This is a genomic window from Amycolatopsis sp. NPDC005232 (assembly GCF_040607795.1).
Classification (GTDB): Bacteria; Actinomycetota; Actinomycetes; order Mycobacteriales; family Pseudonocardiaceae; genus Amycolatopsis.
Window position 1 is genome coordinate 316,983 of sequence record NZ_JBEXHL010000005.1, and the last position, 22,391, is coordinate 339,373.

Annotated in this window: 21 protein-coding genes; 15 read left to right on the forward strand and 6 right to left on the reverse strand. The window is 69.1% G+C overall.

Features of this window, described 5'->3' with window-relative positions; translation table 11 throughout:
* The first annotated feature begins 2 nt into the window (after positions 1-2).
* From ABZU76_RS12885 to ABZU76_RS12945, 13 genes are all read left to right on the forward strand, one after another.
* Entirely contained in the window at positions 3-1,259 is a 1,257-nt protein-coding gene (locus ABZU76_RS12885) for a CoA transferase (protein WP_354868240.1), read from the forward strand.
* Between the two features lie 24 nt (positions 1,260-1,283).
* The gene (locus ABZU76_RS12890) at positions 1,284-2,459 is read left to right on the forward strand and encodes a DUF993 family protein (protein WP_354868242.1); all 1,176 of its coding nucleotides are present in this window, start codon (positions 1,284-1,286) and stop codon (positions 2,457-2,459) included.
* Positions 2,456-3,856, forward strand: coding sequence for a four-carbon acid sugar kinase family protein (locus tag ABZU76_RS12895; RefSeq protein WP_354868244.1), 1,401 nt, complete (start codon positions 2,456-2,458; stop codon positions 3,854-3,856). The genes ABZU76_RS12890 and ABZU76_RS12895 overlap by 4 nt, the downstream gene beginning before the upstream one ends.
* Positions 3,853-4,830, forward strand: a complete 978-nt coding sequence (gene denD / locus ABZU76_RS12900; protein ID WP_354868250.1) for a D-erythronate dehydrogenase — start codon at positions 3,853-3,855, stop codon at positions 4,828-4,830. The genes ABZU76_RS12895 and denD overlap by 4 nt, the downstream gene beginning before the upstream one ends.
* Before the next feature lie 60 nt (positions 4,831-4,890).
* Positions 4,891-6,195, forward strand: coding sequence for an MFS transporter (locus ABZU76_RS12905; RefSeq protein ID WP_354868252.1), 1,305 nt, complete (start codon positions 4,891-4,893; stop codon positions 6,193-6,195).
* Between the two features lie 265 nt (positions 6,196-6,460).
* Entirely contained in the window at positions 6,461-7,822 is a 1,362-nt protein-coding gene (locus ABZU76_RS12910) for an MFS transporter (protein WP_354868254.1), read from the forward strand.
* On the forward strand, positions 7,822-8,982 hold the full coding sequence (locus ABZU76_RS12915) for a mandelate racemase/muconate lactonizing enzyme family protein (protein ID WP_354868257.1): 1,161 nt from the start codon (positions 7,822-7,824) through the stop codon (positions 8,980-8,982). Before ABZU76_RS12910 ends, ABZU76_RS12915 begins: the two co-directional genes overlap by 1 nt.
* A 27-nt stretch (positions 8,983-9,009) precedes the next feature.
* Positions 9,010-10,425 (forward strand): PLP-dependent aminotransferase family protein, encoded by a 1,416-nt coding sequence (locus ABZU76_RS12920; RefSeq protein WP_354868259.1) that lies wholly within the window; start codon positions 9,010-9,012, stop codon positions 10,423-10,425.
* A gap of 148 nt (positions 10,426-10,573) precedes the next feature.
* Entirely contained in the window at positions 10,574-12,382 is a 1,809-nt protein-coding gene (locus tag ABZU76_RS12925; protein ID WP_354868261.1) for an APC family permease, read from the forward strand.
* Positions 12,383-12,448: 66 nt separating this feature from the next.
* Positions 12,449-12,808, forward strand: a complete 360-nt coding sequence (locus ABZU76_RS12930; protein WP_354868263.1) for a metalloregulator ArsR/SmtB family transcription factor — start codon at positions 12,449-12,451, stop codon at positions 12,806-12,808.
* Entirely contained in the window at positions 12,805-13,506 is a 702-nt protein-coding gene (locus ABZU76_RS12935) for a cation transporter (protein ID WP_354868265.1), read from the forward strand. Before ABZU76_RS12930 ends, ABZU76_RS12935 begins: the two co-directional genes overlap by 4 nt.
* A gap of 147 nt (positions 13,507-13,653) precedes the next feature.
* Positions 13,654-14,469 carry an ATP-binding cassette domain-containing protein gene (locus tag ABZU76_RS12940; protein WP_354868267.1) on the forward strand — a complete coding sequence of 272 codons (816 nt, stop codon included), beginning with the start codon at positions 13,654-13,656 and terminating at the stop codon, positions 14,467-14,469.
* A complete protein-coding gene (locus ABZU76_RS12945; protein ID WP_354868269.1) occupies positions 14,466-15,227 on the forward strand; it encodes an ABC transporter permease in 762 nt (253 codons plus the stop codon). The genes ABZU76_RS12940 and ABZU76_RS12945 overlap by 4 nt, the downstream gene beginning before the upstream one ends.
* A gap of 41 nt (positions 15,228-15,268) precedes the next feature.
* Here the strand turns inward: ABZU76_RS12945 and ABZU76_RS12950 are convergent, their stop codons facing one another.
* The 5 genes from ABZU76_RS12950 to ABZU76_RS12970 form a co-directional block, all read right to left on the reverse strand.
* Positions 15,269-15,643 carry a DUF190 domain-containing protein gene (locus ABZU76_RS12950; RefSeq protein ID WP_354868271.1) on the reverse strand — a complete coding sequence of 125 codons (375 nt, stop codon included), beginning with the start codon at positions 15,641-15,643 and terminating at the stop codon, positions 15,269-15,271.
* Positions 15,640-16,002 carry a DUF190 domain-containing protein gene (locus tag ABZU76_RS12955; RefSeq protein WP_354868274.1) on the reverse strand — a complete coding sequence of 121 codons (363 nt, stop codon included), beginning with the start codon at positions 16,000-16,002 and terminating at the stop codon, positions 15,640-15,642. Before ABZU76_RS12955 ends, ABZU76_RS12950 begins: the two co-directional genes overlap by 4 nt.
* Positions 16,003-16,165: 163 nt before the next feature.
* Entirely contained in the window at positions 16,166-17,530 is a 1,365-nt protein-coding gene (locus tag ABZU76_RS12960; protein WP_354868276.1) for an FAD-dependent oxidoreductase, read from the reverse strand.
* Positions 17,531-17,782: 252 nt separating this feature from the next.
* Positions 17,783-18,673: a M24 family metallopeptidase gene (locus ABZU76_RS12965; protein ID WP_354868278.1), complete on the reverse strand. Its 891-nt coding sequence runs from the start codon at positions 18,671-18,673 to the stop codon at positions 17,783-17,785.
* Positions 18,670-18,840 (reverse strand): hypothetical protein, encoded by a 171-nt coding sequence (locus ABZU76_RS12970; protein WP_354868281.1) that lies wholly within the window; start codon positions 18,838-18,840, stop codon positions 18,670-18,672. Before ABZU76_RS12970 ends, ABZU76_RS12965 begins: the two co-directional genes overlap by 4 nt.
* Before the next feature lie 128 nt (positions 18,841-18,968).
* Here ABZU76_RS12970 and ABZU76_RS12975 point away from each other — a divergent pair, with 128 nt between their 5' ends.
* The gene (locus tag ABZU76_RS12975; protein ID WP_354868284.1) at positions 18,969-19,703 is read left to right on the forward strand and encodes a hypothetical protein; all 735 of its coding nucleotides are present in this window, start codon (positions 18,969-18,971) and stop codon (positions 19,701-19,703) included.
* Between the two features lie 12 nt (positions 19,704-19,715).
* On the opposite strand, the gene ABZU76_RS12980 is transcribed toward ABZU76_RS12975, so the two are convergent.
* A complete protein-coding gene (locus tag ABZU76_RS12980; protein WP_354868287.1) occupies positions 19,716-20,657 on the reverse strand; it encodes a GlxA family transcriptional regulator in 942 nt (313 codons plus the stop codon).
* Between the two features lie 421 nt (positions 20,658-21,078).
* Between ABZU76_RS12980 and ABZU76_RS12985 the strand changes: the two genes are divergently transcribed.
* Complete coding sequence (locus ABZU76_RS12985; RefSeq protein ID WP_354868290.1) at positions 21,079-22,278, forward strand: hypothetical protein; 1,200 nt, start codon at positions 21,079-21,081, stop codon at positions 22,276-22,278.
* Positions 22,279-22,391: the final 113 nt, after the last annotated feature.

Below are 22,391 nucleotides of genomic sequence, written 5' to 3' on the forward strand. Positions count from 1 at the left end.
TCATGACCGATGCGTTCGAAGGTGTCCGCATCCTCGACTTCACCCAGCTCGAGCAAGGCCCGTCGGCCACGCAGGTGCTGGCCGACTTCGGGGCCGAGGTGATCAAGGTCGAGCGGATCGACGCCGGCGAGATCGGCCGGTTCCAGCCGCCGTTCCTGGCGAACGGGTTCAGCCCGCACTGGTCGGCGACCAACCGCAACAAGAAGAGCATCAGCGTCGACGTGAAGTCGCCGGAGGGCAAAGCTCTCGTCCACCGGCTCGCGAAGGACGCCGACATCGTCGCGAGCAACTTCCGGCCCGGCGTGATGGACCGGCTCGGCTTCGGCTGGGACGAGCTCTCGAAGCTCAACCCGCGGATCATCGTCGCCTATGCCTCGGGGTACGGGCTGTCCGGGCCGTACGTGCACCGCCGCGGCCAGGACCTGGCCGCCCAGTCGATCAGTGGCCTGATGGCGCTGACCGGAAGCCAGGCGACCGGCCCGGTGCCGGTGGGCACGTTCATGGTCGACTACCTGGCGTCCATGCAGTTCGCACAGGGCATGATGATCGCGCTCGCCGCCCGGGAGAAGACCGGCCGTGGCCAGGTCGTCGACTCGAACCTGCTCAACGCGGCGATCACCAGCCATCTGCAGGAAGGCACGACCTACCTCAACACCGGGCAGCGGTTCGACCGGCCGTCCGCCGGCATCGCCCACGCCCACAACACCGCGCTCTACGGCTACTACGAGGCCGCCGACGGCCTGTGGTTCACGCTCATCGGTGAGTTCTACGTCGATGAGCAGTGGAAACGCTCGGCTCGCGCGTGCGGGCTCGCGTCGGAACACGTGGACGACCCGCGGTTCCAAACCATCGAGGGTCTGCGCGAGCACACCGAGGAGACGCACCGGCTGCTCGCCGAGGCGATCCGGAAGTTCCCGCGTGCCGAGATCATGGCCCGCTTCGAAGCCGAGGACGTGCTCGTCGCCCCGGTCCACGAGTACGACGCCGTGTTCGAGGATCCGCAGGTGCGCCACAACGGCCTCGTCATCGAGTCCGATGTGGACGGAGTGGGCCCGGTCAAGTGGGTCGGCATGCCCGTCGCGCTCTCGGAGACCCCGGCGCGGCTGCGCCACGTCCCGCCGAAGATCGGCCAGCACAACGACGACGTCCTCACCGCCGCGGGCCTCACCCCCGAACAGATCGCGCACCTCAAGGCCACGGGCGTGATCGGCTCCGAAGCCGACCGCGAACGCACCGGCGGCACAGCCGCCTGGTCCTGACCCCCAGCAAGGAGATTCCCCGCAGTGACCACCCTGAATTCGACGTCGCTCGTCGTGCCCACCCTGGACGGCGGCACCACCCGGCACGTGATGCACGAAGCCGTCGACTATCCGCGCCACCCGGCGCCGTTCGCCTCGCGCACCGTGCTCGCGGCCGCGCACGTGGTCGCCGACGCGCGCGCCGACTACCAGCCGGGGCACCGGCCGCCGGTCGACTGGGAAGCGACCATCGCCTTCCGGCAGCACCTGTTCTCCTACGGTGTCGGCATCGCCGAGGCCATGGACACCTCCGAGCGCGGGCCCGGCGGCCTGGACTGGTCCCAGGCCCAGGAGCTCATCCGCCTCGGAGTCGCCGCAGCCCGGGAATCAGGGGCCGCCGTGGTCGCCGGGGCCGGCACCGACCAGCTCACCTCGGCCCGGCCCGAGCTCGCGGAGATCGTCGACGCCTACACCGAACAGCTCGAGTTCGTGCAGGCGCAGGGGAGTGCTGCGGTCCTGCGCGCGAGCCACGCCCTGGTGTCCGTCGCGAAGACCTCGGACGACTACCTCTCGGTGTACCGCGACGTGCTGTCGAAGACGGACAAGCCCGCCATCGTGCACTGGCTCGGCACCGGGTTCGACCCGAGCCTGGCCGGGTACTGGGGGCACACCGACGTGCTCTCGGCGATGGACGTGGTCGTCCAGCTGGCCCGCGACAACGTCGAGAAGCTCGAAGGCATCAAGTTCAGCCTGCTCGACCACGAGCTCGAGCAGGAGTTCCGCCGCCGCCTGCCCGCCGGCGTGAAGGTGTTCACCGGCGACGACTACGGCTACACCGACCTGCTGCTGGGCGACGGCGAGCACCACAGCCACGGACTGCTCGGGGTGCTCGACCCGATCGCGCCCATCGCGGCGGCCGGATTCGCGGCGCTCGACGCCGGCGACGAAGCCGGCTTCACCGAGACGATGAACCGCTCGATTCCGCTCGCGGTCAAGATGTTCGAGGCCCCGGCCGACCGGTACAAGGTCGGCACGGTGTTCGTCGCCTGGCTCTCGGGCCACCAGGACCACTTCCGCATGGTCAGCGGCCGCGAAGGCATGCGGTCGCTGCAGCACCTGACCGACCTGTTCGTGCTCACCGACGAGCTCGGTCTCTTCCCCGACCCCGAGCTGGCCGCCCACCGCATGCGCCTGCTGCTGGCCACCGAGGGGATCGAGTGACCCCGGGGACGCTGCCGCCGGTCCGCGGTGTCCCGGTCGAGCAGGTGCGGCGCGCGCTCGCCGGTGCCCGCCAGGTCGCGGTGCTCGACGACGACCCCACCGGCACGCAGACCGTGCGCGAACTGCCCGTGCTCACCCGCTGGACGGTCGAGGACATCCGCTGGGCCCTGCGGCAGGGCACTGCGGGGTTCTACGTGCTCACCAACACCCGGAGCCTCTCGCCCGAGGACGCCGCCGCCCGTGACCGTGAGGTCGCCGAGGCCTGTCTCGTCGCGGCGGAACAGGAGAACGTCCGGCTCGCGTTCGCCAGCCGCAGCGATTCGACGCTGCGTGGCCATTTCCCGCTGGAGACCGACGTCCTGGGCGACGTGGTGTCGCGCCATGGTGCGACGGTCGACGGGGTCCTGCTGGCACCGGCCTATGTGGACGCCGGGCGCGTCACGATCGGGGGTACGCACTGGCTGCGCAGTGCCGGCGGTCTCGTGCCGGTGGCCGAGAGCGAGTTCGCCCGCGACGCGTCCTTCGGCTATCGCTCGTCGAAGCTCTCCGAGTGGGTGGAAGAGAAGAGCGCGGGCCGCATCCCGCGGGGCGAAGTCGCCGAGCTGACGCTGGACGTGATCCGCACCGGCACGGACGGCACGTTGCGCGCCCGGCTGGACGACGTCCGGAACGGCCGGGTAGTCGTGCTCGACGCCGACGAGGACGACGACCTCCGCGCGAGTGTGCTCGCGATCCTCGCGGCGGAACAGGACGGAAAAACGTTCCTCTACCGCGTCGGCCCGTCGTTCGTGCGAGCGCGGGTCGGGCAGGAGGCGCAGCCGCCGATCGACGACGGGACGCTCGCGCGGCTGGTCGAGGGCGACGCGCACGGCCTCGTCATCGTGGGGTCCCACGTAGGACTCACGAGCCGGCAGCTCGAGCACCTCGCCGTCCGGCGCCGCTTCACCACCGTCGAGCTCGACGTGCCGACGATCCTCGACGACCGACGTTCGGAACGGCACCTGCGCGACGCTGTCACCGCGGCCACGACCGCGCTGGCGGAGTCACTCGTCGTCCTGCGAACCTCGCGAACCCTTGTCACGGGCCGGGACGAAGCACACAGCCTGGAGATCGCGCGGCGGGTCAGTGCCGCACTGACCCGGGTCGCGGGGGAGACCGTCGCGGCGCGGCGTCCGTCCTATGTGGTCGGGAAGGGCGGTATCACCTCGTCCGACGTGGCCACCGAGTCTCTCGGGATCGACCGGGCGTGGATCCGGGGCTCGCTGCTGCCCGGCATCGTTTCTCTGTGGGAGCCGGCGTCGGGTCCGGCGCGGGGGCTGCCCTACATCGTGTTCGCGGGGAACGTCGGCGGCGAAACGTCACTGGCCGACGTCATCGACCGACTGGAGAAAGCATGAGCACGCGCATCGTCATCACCGGTGGCGCCGGATTCCTCGGCGCGCTGCTCGCCCGTCGTCTGCTCGAAGCCCCGATCGGCTTCGGCGGCGCGGCACCCGAAGAGATCGGTGAGCTCGTGCTCGTCGACTTGGTCACCCCGCCCGCCGACCTCATTGCCGACAATCGGGTGCGCTCGGTCGTCGGCGATCTCGCGACAGCACTCGACGATCTCGGTCCGGTGGACGCGATCTTCCACTTGGCCGGTGTGGTCAGTGGCGCGGCGGAGGCCGATTTCGACCTCGGCATGCGGACCAATCTCGACGGCGCTCGCACACTGCTGGAGTACGCACGGGCGCTGGCCGTGCCACCGGTGGTGGTGTTCTCCAGCTCGCTGGCGGTGTTCGGCAGTGATCCGGCGGTCGGCCCGATCGGCGCCGTCGACGACGACACCTTGCCGCGGCCGCAGTCCAGCTACGGCATCCAGAAGTTCATGGGCGAACAGCTCGTGGCCGACTACACCCGCAAGGGATTCGTGCGCGGCCGGTCGGTGCGGCTGATGACCGTGTCGGTCCGGCCGGGAAAGCCCAATGCGGCAGCGTCGAGCTTCCTGTCCGGCATCATCCGCGAGCCGCTGGCCGGAGAGCGCGCCGCTTGTCCGGTGCCGCCCGGCACGCCGATCGCGTTGTCCTCCCCGCGCAAGACTCTGGAGGGGCTGCTGCGTGCGGCCGAAGTCGGCGACGCCACGTGGGGAAGCGCGACAGCGATGAACCTGCCGGCGCTCACGACCACCCCGCAGGAGATGGCGTTCGCCCTCGACCGCGTGGCGGGTACCGGTACCAGCGACCTCATCGACTGGACGGACGACGCGGGAGTCGGCGCCATCGTGCGCAGCTGGCCGGCCCGGTTCCACACCCCCCGCGCGGACAATCTCGGCCTGGCAGCGGAACTTTCCTTCGACGACATCGTCCGCGCCTACGTCGACGGCTTGAAGTAAGGAAGCGCACCAGATGACAACGGCAACGAAGCCTCCGTCCCTTTGCGACGGAGGCCGGGCATGACCATCCGCGACCTGGAGCCAGAAGTGTCCCTCCGCACCGCGAAAGAGGTTCGCCGCGTCGGCTTGGCCGGCGGCATCGGCACGCTCATCGAGTACTACGACTACGCCCTCTACGGCTACGTCTCGGCGATCATCGCGCCCTTGTTCTTCCCCGGCAAAGACCCCGTGGCGTCCCTGCTGGCGGTCCTGGCCGTGTTCGCCCTGTCGTACGTGATCCGCCCGATCGGAGGGATCGTGTTCGGCTGGGTCGGCGACCGGTTCGGGCGTAGGCGGGCGCTGCTCGTCACCGTCGTCGGCATCGGGCTCGCCAACACCGCCATCGGCGTGCTGCCGACCTACGCCATGGTCGGTGTCCTCGCACCGGTCCTCCTGCTGGTCGTGCGGCTGGCGCAGGGCTTCTTCGCCGGCGGCGAGGTCGGCGGTGCCGCGACCGTGATCTCGGAGGCCGCGCCACCGGGCAAGAAGGCCCGCTACGGCGCGTTCACCCCGATGGGCACCAACGCCGGCTTCGCGATCGCCTCGGCCGCGGTCGGCATCGTGTCCGGAGTGCTGGCCGCTGACCAGCTGAGCTCCTGGGGCTGGCGGATCCCGTTCCTGATCGGCCTGCCGCTCACCGTCGTGTGCTACCTCGCGCGGCGCATGCTGCCCGACATCGACCGCGACGTCACGACCGCCCGCCACGGTTTCCCCTTGACATCCGCCCTGCGGGACTACCCCGGGGCCCTGGTCAAGGCGACCGCGCTCGGCGTCGGCGTGCAGGGCGCGGCGTACATCGGCTCCACGTTCATCTCCATCTACCTGGTCACCAACCTGCACTACGCGAAATCGCCGGTGTACTGGATCACCGCGGCGGTAACGCTCGTGGCGGTCGGTCTCATGCCGTTCACGGGGCGGCTCGCCGACCGCATCGGCCCGCTCAAGGTCGCCACGATCGGGCTCGTGGGCTACGCCGTGATCACCTATCCCGGCTTCCTGCTCATGGACGTCGGCAACCTGGGGCTCGCCGCGCTCGGCTACGTGCTCATCATGGTCAACATGGCGTTCCTCCAGGTCGCCTCCTACACCGTGACACCGCAGCTGTTCCCCGACGAGGTCCGCTATACCGGCACCGCGCTGGCCACGAACATCTCCGTGGTCATCGCCGGCGGCACCGCGCCCTACATCGGCACCTGGCTGGTCAGCGCGACCGACGATCTGCGCTCGCCGTACTACTTCGTCCTCACCACGTCGCTCGTCGGGCTGATCGCGGTGGCGGCGATGCGGAAACGGCGCCCCCTGGCGCAATCCACCGTCGCCGCCTGAGGACGCCGCCCCACCACGGGTGGCCGCGACCGCTGTTGAAGCGGTCGCGGCCACCCGTGTCAGTTTTCGCCTTTCCTTTCGAGACCGAGGACCGCAGCGGCGAGCAGGCCAGTTGACCCGCACTGGCCTGGCATCCCTCCCGTGGCCTGACGCACCGTTGCACGAGCCGACGGAGAAGCGAGCTGTCCTGGTCGGACGGACGCTCCGGCGCGAGATCGTGGATCCGTCGTGCCCGCATCAGTCCTTAATGGAGAGGATGACATGAATGGATGCGCGACGAACACCGGCTGAGCCGGACCCGGTCGACGGCGGGAAGTCGCCGATGCGGCGCCGAGTCGTGGCCGCCAGCATCATCGGCAGCGCCCTCGAGTGGTACGACTACGCTCTCTACGGGCTGGCGTCGGCGTTGGTGCTGAACAAGTTGTTCTTCCCGGACCTCGGTTCGGAGGTCGGCACGATCGCGTCGGTGGCCACCTTCGCCGTCGGGTTCGTGGCGCGGCCGCTCGGCGGCGTGGTGCTGGGCAACCTCGGCGACCGCCACGGCCGCAAGGCCGTGATGATCACCACCCTCGTGCTGATGGGCATCGCGACGACGTTGATCGGCGCGTTGCCGACGTACGGCAGCATTGGCATCTGGGCGCCGATCCTGCTCGTGTTCCTGCGGCTGTGCCAGGGCTTCGGCGCGGGCGCCGAGTTCGGCGGAGCGGTGGTGATGAGTGCCGAGTACGCGCCTCCCGGGAAACGGGGCCTGTTCGCGTCGACCGCGCAGGTCGGCGCCGAGATCGGGATGCTGCTCTCGACGGCCGCCTTCGCCGTGATCGGCACCCTGCCGGAGGACCAGCTGCTCTCGTGGGGCTGGCGAATCCCGTTCCTGGTCGGGATCGTGCCCGTGGCGGTCGGTCTGTTCCTGCGGCTGCGGGTGCAGGAAACGCCCGAGTTCCAGCGGGTCAAGGGCACCGGCGAGCAGCCCCGCGTCCCCATGGCGGAACTGCTGCGCACGGCACCGAAGCAGGTGCTCCTCGCCGCCGGCGCGCGGCTGATGGACCCGCCGCTCGGCTACCTCTACACGGTTTTCGTCACGGTTTACGCGGTCAAGCAGGTCGGCGTCGCGCAGCAGACGGTGCTGACCGGCCTGCTCATCGCGTCCGCCCTCGGCATCGGGTCCGTGGCGCTGTTCGGCCACCTCACGGACCGGCTGGGCACCAAACGGGTCTACCTGACCGCGGCCGGGTTCGCGATGGTGCTCGCGTTCCCGTTCTACTGGCTCGTCGACACCGGGCAGCCCGTGGTCATCTGGCTCGCGCTCATTCTCGGCACGTCGGTCGGGAAGGAACTGAACAACGCCGGGCAGGCGGCCTACCTGACCGAGATGTTCGAGCCGCGGATCCGGGTGAGCGGCGTGTCCCTGGCCCGTGAATCGGTGTCGGCGGTCGGTGGCCTGATCCCCGTGGCCGGGCTGAGCCTGGTGAATCTGGCGGGTGGTTCCTATTGGCCCGTGGCGTTGCTGATGGTCGTGCTCGGCGCGATCAGCTTCGTCTGCATCTCCCTGTCCAAGCCCGCGGTCGCGGGTGCGAACGATCCCGACGCGACCGCCGCGCCGGCCTACGCGAAAGACGGTGCCGCCTGATGAAGATCACGAAGGTCGAGCCGATCCTGGTCGACCGCTACCTCTTCGTCCAGGTCCACACCGACGAAGGCCTCGTCGGGCTCGGCGAGTCGGGGGCGTGGGGCTTCCACGAGTCCGCCGCCGCCGCGGTCGTGAAGTTCGGCGAGTACCTCCTCGGCGAGGACCCGCTGCGGATCGAGCACCACTGGCAGTACCTCTACCGCGCCTTCCACTTCCGCGGCGCCGACATCATGGGTGCGCTCAGCGCGATCGACATCGCACTGTGGGACCTGGCCGGCCAGTACCGCGACGCCCCGGTCCACGCCTTGCTCGGCGGCCCCGTCCGTGAGCGCGCGCGGGTGTACCAGCACGTGGTCGGCACGACCCGCCAAGAGCTCGTCGCCGGCGTGAAGGCGGCCAAGGAGCAGGGGTTCACGGCCGTCGGGCACCTGACGCCGTTCCTCGACGAAGACCGCTCCGTGCCGTACTTCGAGACCCACGCGGCGAAGATCGGCCACGCGATCGAGGCCGTCGGCGCCTACCGCGACGCCGTCGGTGACGACGTCGACCTGTGCATCGAGATCCACCGCCGCCTCACCCCGGCCGAGGCGGTACAGCTCGGCCTGGGCATCGCCGAGTTCCGCCCGCAGTTCCTCGAAGACCCGGTGACGCCGGACAACTTCGACGAGATGGAATACGTCGCGAGCCGGGTCGACGTGCCGATCGCGACGGGGGAGCGGCTCACCTCGATCTGGGAGTTCGCCATGCTCCTGCGCCGTTCGGCGGTGCAGTTCGTGCGGCCGAACGTCGGCATGGTCGGCGGTATCACGGGAGCCAAGAAGATCGCCGCGCTCGCCGAAGCGCAACACGTCGGGGTCGTGCCGCACAATCCGCTCAGCCCCGTGCTCACGGCCGCGTCGCTGCAGATCGCGGCAGCGATCCCCAACTTCGCCCTGCTCGAGTACCCGGGCCGCACCTGGCATTCGCTGCTGGCCGACCGGCCGGACGGCGACGAGATCGTGACGGGTCAGCCCGAGTACGACGGCCGGGGGTTCCTCCTGGTCGACCCGAGCCCGGGGATCGGGGTGAAACTGCGTCCGGACGTGACCGAGCGCGTGCCGTACGTGCCACGGCCGGTCAAGGCGCGGCTCAGCATCGACGGGTCCGTGATCGACCAGTAGGTACCGTCGGGCCGGGAGGAGGACCGGATGCCACCGTCGGAAGGGCGGGTCGAGCCCGCGCGGCTCGCGCGGATGCTCGGCGACTGGCCGAGCAACGACCGTGGTTTGGCGCGCGCGCTCGCCTTGGGGATCAGCCAGCTGATCACCGACAGCCACCTGGCCGACGGGGCGCTGCTGCCCTCGCAGCGCAAGCTGGCCGAGGCGCTCGGCGTCTCCCGCAGCACGGTCACCGAGGCCTATGAAGCACTGGTGGCCGCCGATGTCGTCGAGTCCTTCCAGCGCTCCGGGTGCCGGGTGCGCCGGAAGGGCTTCGGCGCGATCGGTGCCGACCAGGGCGCCGCGCCGGTCCTCGGCCCGGACGCACTGGCGTCCTACGACATCGCCCGCGGAGCGCTGCCGGGGCTGCCGATCGTGGCCGACGCGATCGCGGGCATCGACCGGCGCCGGCTCATGGGCCACGTCGCGGCCGGCGGGTTCTTCCCGGCCGGTCTTCCGGAGCTGCGCGACGCGGTCGCCGCGTACTACGCGAATCTCGGCACACCGACGACGCGGGAGAACATCCTCATCACCGGCGGCGCCCAGCAGGCCACCTGGCTCGTGGCGCAGCTGCTGATCGGGCCCGTCGACGAGGTCGTGGTCGAGGACCCCACGAGCCGCCGGACCCTCGACGTGCTGCGGCGGGCGGGGACCCGGCTGCTGCCGGTCCCGTTCGCCGGCTCGGCGCTGCGGCTCGACCTGCTCGAACAGCTCGTCACGCGCCGGCGACCACGGCTCGTCTACTGCCAGCCGGTCGTGCACGACCCCACGGGACTGACGATGGACGTGCAGTCGCTGCGCACGTTCGCCAGGATCCTGGACGTCCACCACACCTTCTGCGTCGAGGACGCCTCTTCGGCCGAGCTGCTGTTCGCCGACGAACGCCGGCCCGGGCTCGCCGCTCTGCTGCCGCCGGACCAGCACCTCACCGTGAGCACGCTGTCGAAGCTGACGTGGGGTGGTCTGCGAGTCGGCTGGATCCGGGGGAGTGTCCCCGTCATCGAGCGGCTGACGGAGCTGAAACGGTCGATCGACCTCACGTCGTCGGTGCTCGACCAGCTCGTCGCCGTCGATCTGCTGCAGCGGCTCCCCGAATTGCGGGCCTTGCGGACCGCCGACCTGCGCGGCGGCTACGAGATCGCGCGGCGCGTCCTGGCGCGCGTCCGGCCGGACTGGCGGTGGACGGAGCCCTCGGGCGGAACCGGCCTGTGGGTGGACACCGGCGCGGACGCGGGGGCGATCGGGAGCGCACTCAGATCCGGCGGTGTCCGCGCGCTGACCGGGTTCGAGCACTTCTCGCCGTTCGGTGGTCTGGGCAGCTACCTGAGCCTGCCGCTCTGGTACTCCGAGGAGCACCTCGAGCCGGCGCTGCGGGCCCTTGACCGGATCCGCCCGGCGCAGCGCTGAACCGTTGCGCCCCAACGGGTCCGACGGCGTTCTTGGTGTTCGGTCCGGCGCGGCTCCTCCACCGTGCAGGGACGGATTTTCCCGGCCGTCATCAAGAAATCGTCAACGCCGGGGAAACCCCGATGGGGTGAACCTCATCCTGTGCCTCGTGACCACTGCTGTTACCCGCCGCGAGGCCGGCGCATCCACCGGCCGCGGTGATCGGCACCGGCTTTCCGTTGTCGGCGGGCTGGCCGCGTTGTCGCTGGACGCGATGGCGTCGGTGGCGTACGGGCCGGAAGCCATCGTGATCGTGCTCGCCGTGGCGGGTGGGACCGGGCTGGGGTTCACCTTGCCGGTCACGTTCGCGATCGCCGGGTTGCTGGGCGTGCTGACGCTGTCGTATCGGCAGGTGATCGCCGCGTTCCCGGACGGCGGCGGGGCCTACGGGGTCAGCCGCGCTCACCTCGGCCGGCGGGCGTCTCTGGTGGCCGCGGCGTCACTGATCGTGGACTACGTGCTGAACGTCGCGGTGTCGGTCGCGGCGGGAGTCGCGGCCTTGACGTCGGCGTTTCCCGTGCTGCTGCCTTACACGTTGTGGCTGTGCCTCGCGGCGCTGGCCGTGGTGACGGTGGTGAACCTGCGCGGCATCGCCGAGAGCGCGCGGGTGTTCATCGCGCCGACGGCCGTCTTCGTCGGGGCGATCCTGACGGTCGTGGTGGTCGGGCTGATCCGCACGGAGCCGGCGGCGGCCATCGCGGTTCCCGGGCACGCCGCGAGCCTGCAGACCGTGGGAATCCTGCTGTTGCTCAAGGCTTTCGCCAACGGCTGCGCCGCACTGACCGGTGTCGAGGCGATCGCGAACGCGGTCCCGTCGTTCCGGAAACCGCGTGTGCGCCGGGCGCAGCGAGCCGAGGTCGCACTGGGCGGACTGCTCGGGGTGATGCTGATCGGGATCGCCGTGCTGATCGGGAAGTTCTCGATCCACCCGGTCGACGGCGTCACCGTGCTTTCGCAGGTGACCACTGCTTCCCTCGGCGACGGGTTCGGCTACTACGTGGTGCAGTTCTCCACGGTGGTGCTGCTCGCGCTCGCGGCCAACACGTCGTTCGGCGGCCTGCCGGTGCTGGCCCAGCTGCTGGCGAAACACAACAACCTGCCCCACGTGTTCGCGCTGCGCGCCGAACGGCGGGTGTACCGCTACGGCGTCGGTTTCCTGGCGATCACCTCGGCGCTCCTGCTGATCGTCGCGGACGGCGACATGAACACGCTGGTGCCGCTCTTCGCGATCGGGGTGTTCGTCGGCTTCACCCTGTCGCAGACGGGCATGGTGCGGCACTGGCTGGGCGACCGTCCGCGGGGGTGGCGCGGAAAAGCCGCGCTCAACGGGTTCGGGGCACTGCTCACCGGCGTCGCCGCGATCGTGGTGGCCGCGACGAAGTTCGGGGAAGGCGGCTGGCTGATCGTCGTCGCGCTGCCGTTGCTGGTGGCCGCGATGGAATGGGTCAACCGCAGCTACCGCCGAATCGGCGAGCGCCTCGAACTGGGCCGGACCCCGGCGCCGCCCCGGCCTGACCGGTCGCTCGTCGTCGTTCCGGTACACACGGTGTCGCGGCTGACCCGTGACGCGCTCGCCGCGGCCCTGTCCCTGGGTGAACGCGTCGAAGCCGTGCACGTCGTCCATCCGGAAGACGAGGGCGCGGCGAGCGCGTTCGTCGAGGAGTGGGAGCGCTGGCATCCGGGGGTGGCGCTCGTCCAGGTCCACGACGAGCGCCGCCGCCTGGGTGCGCCGCTCGTCGAGCACCTGCGCTCGCACGGCGACTGCCGCGTGTTCGTCCTGATCGCCGAGGTCGAGCCCGCGCGTCCGTGGCAGCGGATCCTGCAGAACCGGCGCGGGGCCGTGCTCGCGCGGGCACTCCGGCGGCACACGGACATGGTGGTCTGCCGGATGCGGTTCCGCCTCGGCGCCGAGCACTGAGCGCCGGCGTCCACGGAACTGTTCAGCCCTTGCTGTTGTATCAGTGATCGCTGTACTGTTCGGCGCATGCTGACGTGCGAAACGCGGGGCGCGGCGCTGGCCCGGCTGGGCAAGGCGCTGGCCGACCCGACGCGGTGCCGGATCCTGGTAACGCTGCTGGACGGGGTTCGGTATCCCGGGCAGCTGGCCGAGCAGCTGGGCCTGAGCCGTTCGAACGTGTCGAACCATCTCGCGTGCCTGCGTGGCTGTGGCCTCGTGGTCGCGACCTACGAGGGGCGCCAGGTGCGGTACGAGCTGGCGGACGCGCACCTGGCGAAGGCGTTGAGCGAGCTGGTGCACGTGGTGCTGGCGGTGGACACCGACGAGGCGTGCCTGAACGAGGTCGCGCCCACGGCGTCTTCGGCGAGCGTGAAGGCGGCCCGATGAGCGAAGCCCACGAGCGCCTGAACCTGCCGTTGGCCACGCCCGAAACGGACGGGTGCGCCGATGACTGCTGCGCGCCGGTGTCGCAGCCGACGACGTCGGTTTCCACCGAGCGTCGCGCTGTGCTGTCCCGCCGGGTGCGGCTGCTGGTCGGTGCCACGATCTCCTACAACGTCGTCGAGGCCGTGGTGGCGATCTCCGCGGGGTCGCTCGCTTCGTCGACGGCCTTGATCGGGTTCGGACTGGACTCGGTCATCGAGGTCGCCTCTGCCGCGGCAGTGGCGTGGCAGTTCTCCGGCCGCGATCCGGAAGCGCGCGAGCGCACCGCCTTGAAGGTGATCGCGGTGTCGTTCTTCGCGCTGGCCGCCTACGTGAGCGTCGAGTCGATCCGCGGCCTGTTCGGCGCGGAGCCGGCGGAGCACTCGACGGTGGGCATCGTGCTGGCGGCGGTGTCGCTGCTGGTGATGCCGTTCCTGTCCTACGCCCAGCGCCGCGCCGGCCGCGAACTCGGTTCCGCCAGCGCCGTCGCCGACTCCAAGCAGACCCTGCTGTGCACCTACCTGTCCGGCGTCCTGCTGGTCGGGCTGCTGCTCAACTCGTTGTTCGGCTGGTCCTGGGCCGACCCCGTCGTCGCCCTCGTCATCGCCGCGGTCGCGGTCAAGGAAGGCCGCGAAGCCTGGCGCGGCGAACACTGCTGCTGAACCCGGACCCGGGCCCGCCGGCCGGTGAACGCCGGGCGTGGTCGGTGTCAGAGCCGTGTCAGCCGGATGTCAGTCCCGTGGGGGATCGTGGCCGCTACCGCCACGAAATCCTTATCCCACCGTGGATCTGAGAGAACGGACACCGGGATGACAGTCGATCAGGTGCACAGGCCCGCGATCCGCGTGCAGGGCCTGAAGAAGTCCTACAAGAGCCTGGAGGTGCTGCGCGGGGTCGACTTCGACGTGGCCCGCGGCAGCATCTTCGCGCTGCTCGGCTCCAACGGGGCGGGCAAGACCACGATCGTGAAGATCCTCTCCACATTGCTCAAGGCCGACGCGGGGACCGCCGACGTCAACGGTTTCGACGTCGCCACGCAGGCGGCGAACGTGCGGGACTCCATCAGCCTCACCGGGCAGTTCGCGGCCGTCGACGAGATCCTCAGCGGGCGCGAGAACCTCGTTCTGGTCGCCCGGTTGCGGCACCTCAAGAACCCGGGTGGGATCGCCGACGACCTGCTCCGGCGGTTCTCGCTGACCGACGCGGCAGCGCGGAAGGTGTCGACGTACTCGGGTGGCATGCGCCGCCGTCTCGACATCGCGATGAGCCTCATCGGGAATCCGGAAGTCATCTTTCTCGACGAGCCGACGACCGGGCTCGACCCGCAGGCCCGCATCGAGGTGTGGCAGGCCGTCAAGACTCTCGCCGAGCACGGGACGACCGTGCTGCTCACCACGCAGTACCTGGACGAAGCCGAACAACTCGCCGACCGGATCGCGATCCTGCACGAGGGCCGGATCATCGTGAACGGCACGCTTACCGAGCTGAAGCAGCTGCTCCCGCCCGCCAAGGTCGAATACGTCGAGAAGCAGCCGACCCTCGAAGACGTCTTCTTCGCCATCGTCGGCGACAACGGAACAGCGGACGTCGCGGCGTCGGCCCGGATCAGTGAGGAACGACGGTGACCCAACACTTCTTCGGCGACACCACTGTCCTGCTGGGACGGTCGCTGCGCCACATCACGCGCAGCGTGGACACCATCATCACGACCACGATCATGCCGATCGCCTTCCTGCTGCTGTTCGTTTACGTGTTCGGCGGCGCGATCAAGGCCGGGTCGGGTTCGTACGTGAACTACCTGCTGCCCGGCATTCTGCTCATCACGATCGCGTCGGGCATCTCCTACACCGCGTTCCGGCTCTTCCTGGACATGAAGAGCGGCATCTTCGAACGCTTCCAGTCCATGCCGATCGCCCGCTCGTCCGTGTTGTGGGCGCACGTGCTGACCTCGCTGGTCGCCAACCTGATCTCGGTCGTGGTCGTTGTGCTCGTCGCCCTCGTCATGGGCTTCCGCTCGGGAGCGGGCGTGCTGTCGTGGCTCGCGATCGCCGGCATGCTGATCCTGTTCACCTTGGCGTTGACCTGGATCGCCGTGATTCCCGGCCTCTCCGCGAAATCCGCGGACGGCGCGAGCGCGTTCGCCTACCCGCTCATCTTCCTGCCGTTCATCAGCTCGGCCTTCGTGCCCACCGACACCATGCCCGGCCCGGTGCGGGCCTTCGCCGAACACCAGCCGGTGACGTCGATCGTCAACGCCATCCGCGACCTGTTCACCGGGCAACCGGTCGGCAGCGGCATCTGGATCGCACTGGCCTGGTGCGTCGGCATCCTCGTCGTGGCTTACTTCTTCGCTGTCTTGACCTACCGCCGCAAGATCTCCTAGCCGGCGACGGCACGCTTTCCGGAGTGCGACGGGCGCGGTCGTCAGTGTTCGGTGAGCGATCCGGTCGCCGGGCCCAGCGTGGACCACCCCATCGTCATGACATCGACCTCGTCGAGGAGGACGGTGCCGTTGCTGATCACCTCCCGCAGTTGGGGCAGGAACGCCCGGATCTTGTCCGGCCGGTCGATGAGCAGGACGAGGATGGGCATGTGGTCGGCCATGCTCAGTAGCCGTGTCGTGTGGATCATGCGGTGCAGGCCGTACCCTTCGCAGCCGCGCAGCACCGTGGCCCCGGCGAGGCCGGCCTTGCGTGCGCGGTCGAGGATCTCGCGGTGCAGCGGTGTGTGCTGCCAGAGGTCGTCTTCGCCGATGAGGATCGTCATGCGCAACGCGGTTCCCGTGAGCTGCATCGTCATCGCACTCCCTCTCGAGTGGGTGGCCACCGCTGGACCGTGAAGGGATGGGACTCGAGCTCGTCGATCACCACCGGCGCGGTGAGCTCGAGGTCATCCAGCTGTGACAGGAACTCCCGGATCTTCTCGGGCGAGTCGACGATGACGATCAGCAACGGCAGGTCCGCGCCGAGCGGCAGCCGACGTTGCGTGTGGATGCGCAAGTTCGCGCCGTAACCGGCGATCCCGTGAAACACGCTCGCCCCGGCCAAGCCCGCCCGGCGCGCGCGGAACACGATCTCGACGTCCAGCGGCCGGTGGTGCCAGGTGTCCCCATCGCCAAGGAAGATCGACAATCGCAGAAAGTGACTGGTTGTCGTCATGACGTCCTCCCGGTCCGCTGCAGCACGCATCGTCCAGGAAGCCATCAGCCGTTGCATCCGGCGGTTCGGGCCGTGTGGCCCCGGCGGGATCCATCGCCGCTACCAGTACATCCCCGCTGGTCCGATGGGTCAAGTACCGGGGCGGAAGACGGAGGGGCCCGCGTCAGCTCCGCGTAGCGGCCAGCACTTCGTTGAAGGCTTCAGTCGACGACGGGTGCGTGTAGATCCCGTCGCGCAGATCCGCGGCGGTCACCCCGTGCCGCATGGCCAGCGTGACCAGGTTGATCAGCTCCTGCGCGTCGACGCTCAGCAAGGCGGCGCCGAGGATCTGGTCCGTCCTCGCGTCGATCACGAATTTCATCAGCCCTCGGGTTTCTCCGAGGATCTTCGCTTTGGGCATCGCCACGATGGCCGCGACCGCTTTTTCCGCCACTTTCACCGCGTACCCCTGCTCGCGCGCCTCCCGTTCGGTGAGTCCCACCCGTGCCAAGGGGGGCGTCAGGAAGAGCGTGTAGGGGATGTGCGCGCGGTCGGCAGTGGATCGGGTGCCGAGGCCGCTGAGTTGGTCGGCGACGATCCTGCTGTCGTCGAGGGAGACGTAGGTGAACTGCGGTCCGCCCTTGACATCGCCTACCGCGAAGATGTGGGGCTGGCTGGTGCGCAGCCGATCGTCCACTTCGACCGCACCGCCGGCCGTGGTCGCCACACCCGCGAGGTCCAAGCGCAGGACTTCGGTGGCGGGCTTGCGGCCGGCCGCGACCAGCACGGCGTCGACGACGATCGTGCCGCCGTCTTCACCCTGGCGGTAGTCGAGCCGGGCGCCCTCGGCCGTCTCGGACAACCGGGTGACCTGAACGTCGAGGACGAACCGGACTCCGGTGTCGGCCAGCACCTGTTCCGCGGCCGCCGCGACGGCGTCGTCCTCGCGGCCCAGGATGCGCGGCGCCTGGTCGAGCACCGTCACCTCGCTGCCGAACTGCGCGAACATCGACGCGAACTCGATGCCCACGTGCCCACCGCCGAGCACGGCCAACCTGCGCGGGAGGTTGTCTCGCCCGATGAGGTCGGTGCTCGTGTGAACGCGGTTGCTGTCCGCGAACCCGGGGATCGCAGGCAGGACGGGCTCGGCCCCCGTGTTGATGATGATGGTGTCGCCGGACACGGTCAGGCGTTCGTCGCCGGCGCTGACCTCCACCGTTTTGGGGTCGACGAACGCGGCCCGTCCGGTGAGGACCGTGACGGAGTCGATCGAGTCGAGGGTGGAGAAGTTGATGCCGCGCAGCCTCGTGGTCAGGTTTCGCGTCTTTCCGACGGCTTCGCCGTGGCCGGTACCGGTTTCGGCGTGGTGGATCAGCGACTTGGTGGGCACGCACCCAACGTTGGGGCAGGTGCCGCCGTACATCTGCGCCGACCGCTCGATCACGGCGACGCGCTTGCCGCGCCGCCCCATCGCGGCGGCCAGTGTTTTGCCTCCTCTGCCGAATCCGATCACGACGAGATCGAAGTGCGTGGAGTCCACGGTGGACATTGCTCTCCTCCTGGCTGCGCTGTGCGTCGGGGTTCCCCTCGGGGACCCACTCAAATGTACGTACATTTGAATATAGGACGACGTCCGCGCAGTGGGGCCGAGTGTGTCGGGCGCGACAGCCCGGAAGAAGTGACCGTCACTTCAAGGGGTACGGGGGCTTGCGGTCGTCGAAGTCATGGTATTTCTCCTGGTGAACTGTGAGTCTCAGGAAGCCGGACCCGCCGGAGGAGTCCGGCGCGGCGCTGTCACCACTCAGGAAGCGTCCTGGGCAACACCGTGATCAGTCCAATAGCGAACGTGCGGCAGGTCGTCGTCGAGCCAGTACGCGGTGTCCTCGGTCACCACGAGAACCTCGCCCCATTTCGCGCCGACGTCGCCGCGGCCGATGTGCGGCTCGAACGCCCACAAACCCGGCTCACACGGCCGGTCGGACTTCGGTTTCCAGAAGGGCGCGGCGCGAACGTCCAGGCGTAGAGCCGATCCGACGATGTCGCCCGCCAGATAACTGACCGTCTGCGGGCTGAAACCCTTCACGTTGAACGTGGGCAACCGCAGGCCGGGCACTCGGCCGACGCGGTGCGCGATCGCGGACCCGGGGTACATCGAGTGGATGTTCACATAACCGTGATCTTGGGTGTAGTCGTCCACCGCTTTGTCGATCCTGGCTTGGGTATCGCCATTGCGCACCATCTCCAGAATCATCGGACGAAAGGCGGCGAGTGCCATTCTGGTTTCGTGGAATTCTTCCGTCGGCTCGCCGAGTGTGCAAGAGTACCCGATATCGGCGGCTCCGCGCCGATAGATGGGGCCGATATCGAGAATGACCGCATCGCCCTGCGTCAACCGGCGACCGCTCGGCCGATAATGTCCACTAGCCGGTTTGGCCTCGAAGAGGTCCCGGACCCGACGCGGAAGCGGCGGAAAGTCCAGGAACCGAGTACGGTCGCCGAACCAGACGAAGCCGTAGTGGAAGAAGTGGGAAACGCCACGCGCACGCAGCCAGCGCTCGAGCTTCCCGGCCGCCTGCTGCTCGGTGATCCCTTCGTGCAATTCGGCTTCGATCGCGACAGTCGCGTCGAAGGCGAGACGTTGAGCCGCCTTGAACGCTACGAGTTCTTCTTCGGTAAACAGTTCGCGGGTCAAGGTCCGGTGCCTCCGGTGGTGGCGTCGATGTTGATCAGCACCAGCGTCTGCGAGCCCGGTACGGCGCTGAAGAGCAGAATCTGACGAAAATCCCACAGATCCGGACAGAGGCCGACCACCTCGCCGGCCTGGAGCAGTCGCGTCCGAATTTGTGGGCTGCCGGTCACCCACCGACTGGGCGGGACTTTGCCGATCATCAAAACTGGAAGCAGGAAACCCCCGTCTCACTGGAGCCCTCGTGTGCGCAAGCGGCGACGCAGCAAGTGGATCGACCTCTGTTACCTCGTCGTCAGCGATGGCCGGCTACGACTGGGTCTGCGAAACGAACGGCGTACTGACTCGCGCCGAGCGTTCGTCCGTCCGCGCCGGCATGCGAAAATTCCTCCTGGAGACGATCGGTGGTTTCCTCACGTGGCCTATGAACCGGCCACGCTCGACGGAAACCCTCGTTCCGGACATTCCCGACACCGAAGTCGCGAGCACCGCCGTCGAGATGGCCAAGAAGCAAGGCACCACGCTTCTCTTCCACGGCTACCGAACCTGGCTGCTCGGCACGGCGCTGGCCCAGGCGGACCAGACCGAGGTCGACGCGGAACTTCTCTTCGTGACGGCACTGCTGCACGACTCGGGAATGCTCGTCAGCGTGCCCGGGGAGGATTTCACCCGGCGCTCGGCGGACTCCGTTCTCGAGGTTTTCGACCGCGCCGGCGCGCCGCGCCGCAGAGCCCTCGAAGCCGCCGATGCCGTGGTCGCGCACGCGACACCCGGCCTCGGCAGGTCCACGGACCCGATCGGCTACTACGTCCAAGCCGGTGCCATGGCCGATCTTGCCGGCATCCGCAGGTGGCACCTGCCGCCCGGGGCCATCGGTCAAGCCTATGCCCTGTATCCGTCCCACGACATCCACCGCACTCTTTCGGCACTGGCTCGCCGAAACGCCGAAGAACTACCGGGCGGTCGAATGTCGCTGCTCCTTCCGAAACCACTGGGCAAGGCACTTCGCTTGGCCCTGAATTTCTCGACCGGATGACCGGCACGAATTCTAGGGCCTGCCCGTGCTCTTGAACCGGTCGCGATATTGGCTCGGCGAGAGCCCCAATCGGGCCACAAAGGTGCGGCGCATCGTCTCCGGACTTCCGAATCCCGCGCCCGCCGCCGCCTCTTCGACGTTGTGTCCTGAATCCAGCAGCGACTTCGCGTGATCAAGCCTGACTTTCTCGACGTACCTCGCGGGCGTCATGTCGAACTCTGCCTGGAAGAGCCGGATGAGGTGCCGAGCGCTCACCCCGACCCGGTCGGCAAGCCGGCCGGCGCTGTGATCCAGGCCGGGGTCCGCGGAAATGAGATCGACGACGTCTCGCAGCGTCGGCGTCCGGGCAGGCTTGATCTCCAAAGGGGCGGAGAACTGAGACTGGCCACCGGGGCGTTGCATGAAAACGACAAGGTTTCGAGCAACGGCACGCGCGAGGTCGGGGCCGTTGTCGGCCTCGACCAAGGCCAGGGCGAGGTCGATCCCGGCGGACACCCCCGCCGACGTGAACACCCCTCGGTCCTCGACGAAGAGAGCATCCGGGAGCACGTCGACGTCCGGGAACGCACGAGCGAAAAGCTGCGCGTGGCGCCAATGTGTGGTTGCCCGACGCCCGGACAACACGCCCGCGGTGGCCAGGGCGAAGGAACCCGTGCAAATGGAGACGAGCCGGCGGGTCCGCTCGCGAAGCACCCGGATGGCAGCCACGAGTTCGGGATCGATGGGCGCGCCGACGAGGACATCGCCGCCGCAGACCACGACGGTGTCCGCGCGCGCCACGCTGTTCGCGGGACCGTCGACGGGCATGGTCGACCCGGTCGAGGTGGCCACGGCCGCACCCGAGGGTGACACATAGTACAGCGAGTAGTCCGCCCCGAAGAGGTTCGCTTCGGCGAAGACCTCTGCCGGCCCGGCCACGTCCAGACTTTTCACCCCGTCGAAGACGACGAACACCACGGTCCTCGAGCTGGGCACTGACCTGACCTCGCAATCGTCGAACCCGGCGCGCGGTTGCCGAAGCGCCGGGTTGTCCGAAGCGTTGCATCCCTGGCTCCTCGTGCCGAACCGATGTCCGGATCTGTGGGAACCCGGTCGGTTTTCGCTCTGCAGCACAGCCGACCACTCCCGGCAGACTGACGGAGTCCACCTGGAAGTCGTGGTAGGACAACACTTCCTGCTCGGTCAGCCGCCACCGTCGTCGCACCAGCAGGAAACTCGTCGACGACAACACGAAGGACAGACACCGGAATCACGCGAAACCAGGTTGATCCGGTTTCATGCCGACTTCGGGTCGGGCAGATCAGCGCGGGGGAGCGACCGGGTCGGTGAGGAAAGCGGTGCCACGTTTCTCGGCCGTTCGCCGCTCACCGGCGACATGACGACGCTCCCCGCGCCGTCCGTCGGGCGAGCTCCCGGCGCTCTGGGCCGCTGGCTCGCGGGCGGTGCGCTCGTGGCCGTGGCCGCCGGCCTCGCTTACCTACTCTCGGCGGCCGGAGGCTCGCTGCCGCACGTGCTTCCCGGTTACGACGTGTGGCAGGAGCAGGCGTACGCCCGGATTCCCCCATTCCTGCGCTGGTGCCTCGGCGACACGACCGAGGCGCAGTCGTTCAAAACCGATCTCGGCGGGCTCGGCCTGCTCGCCGGCGGCTGGATCGCCCACGTCGCGGCGACCCGGCGGCGCCGCTGGGCCGGGTTCCCGATCGCTGCCGGCACCGGGTTGTGGCCGTGGCTCACCGGATCGGCGCTGCTCGGGCTGCTGCTGTCGAACCTCGCGTGGGGCTGGACGATCCCCGCCACGGGTGCGTGGCAGCCGACGTTCGTCGCGTTCGTGTCGATCCCGCCCGCGGTCGTGCTGATCTACGGGCCGGGCTGGCGGGTGGCCCTCACCGGCGCGGTCCTCGGTGTCATGCTGACGACGCCGATCGCGATCGGACTGGTCCAGTTCGTGTGCTACCCACTGGGGCTGCCCAACTCGATCGGCACCGCCAGTGGCATGTGGCTCAGTGCGCTGCTCGCGTTCCCCCTGTGCCGGATACTGCCGTGGTTCCCACAACTGCCGACACCGACACCGGCACCCGATCCGGCCGATTCGCCACGCCAAGGACCTGCGTGGGTCATCCGCCGCGTACTGGCCGACTTCACCGAAGCACCGTTCCACGGCAACGAAATCAGCTCGGCCGGCCTGCTCGTCGGCACGCTGCTCACGTACCTGCTCAACCCGCTGACCCCGGCGCACGGCACCGCGCTTCTCCCGGCACTGCTCACCACCCAGGTCCTGACCTCCACGCTCGGCGTCCTGCTCTACCGCCGCCAGTGGGCCCGACACGGCTGGTACCCGACTTTTGTCCCGCTGGTCTCCGTCGCACCCGCCGTAGTGCTCACCTACGGCCCCACCGTCCCCGCCATCGTGGGCGGCGCCGTCCTGGGCGCGATCCTCGCTCCGCCCCTCGCCGCCTACACCTCACGAAGGCTCCCGGACGCGTTCCACCCCTTCGTGGGCAACGTCGTGTCCATGACGGTGTGCACGGCAGCGGTGGTCCCTGCCCTGGGGTTGCTTCCCGGATTCGTCCGCTGAGGGCAATCAACGCGGGCTCCGCCGGGCCGAGGACTACACGCGAGAGCATGGTCTGCTCGATCGGTGCGTTCGAGGCGCAGACCGAGCCGAGTCGGTGGCATCGCTCCGTCAGT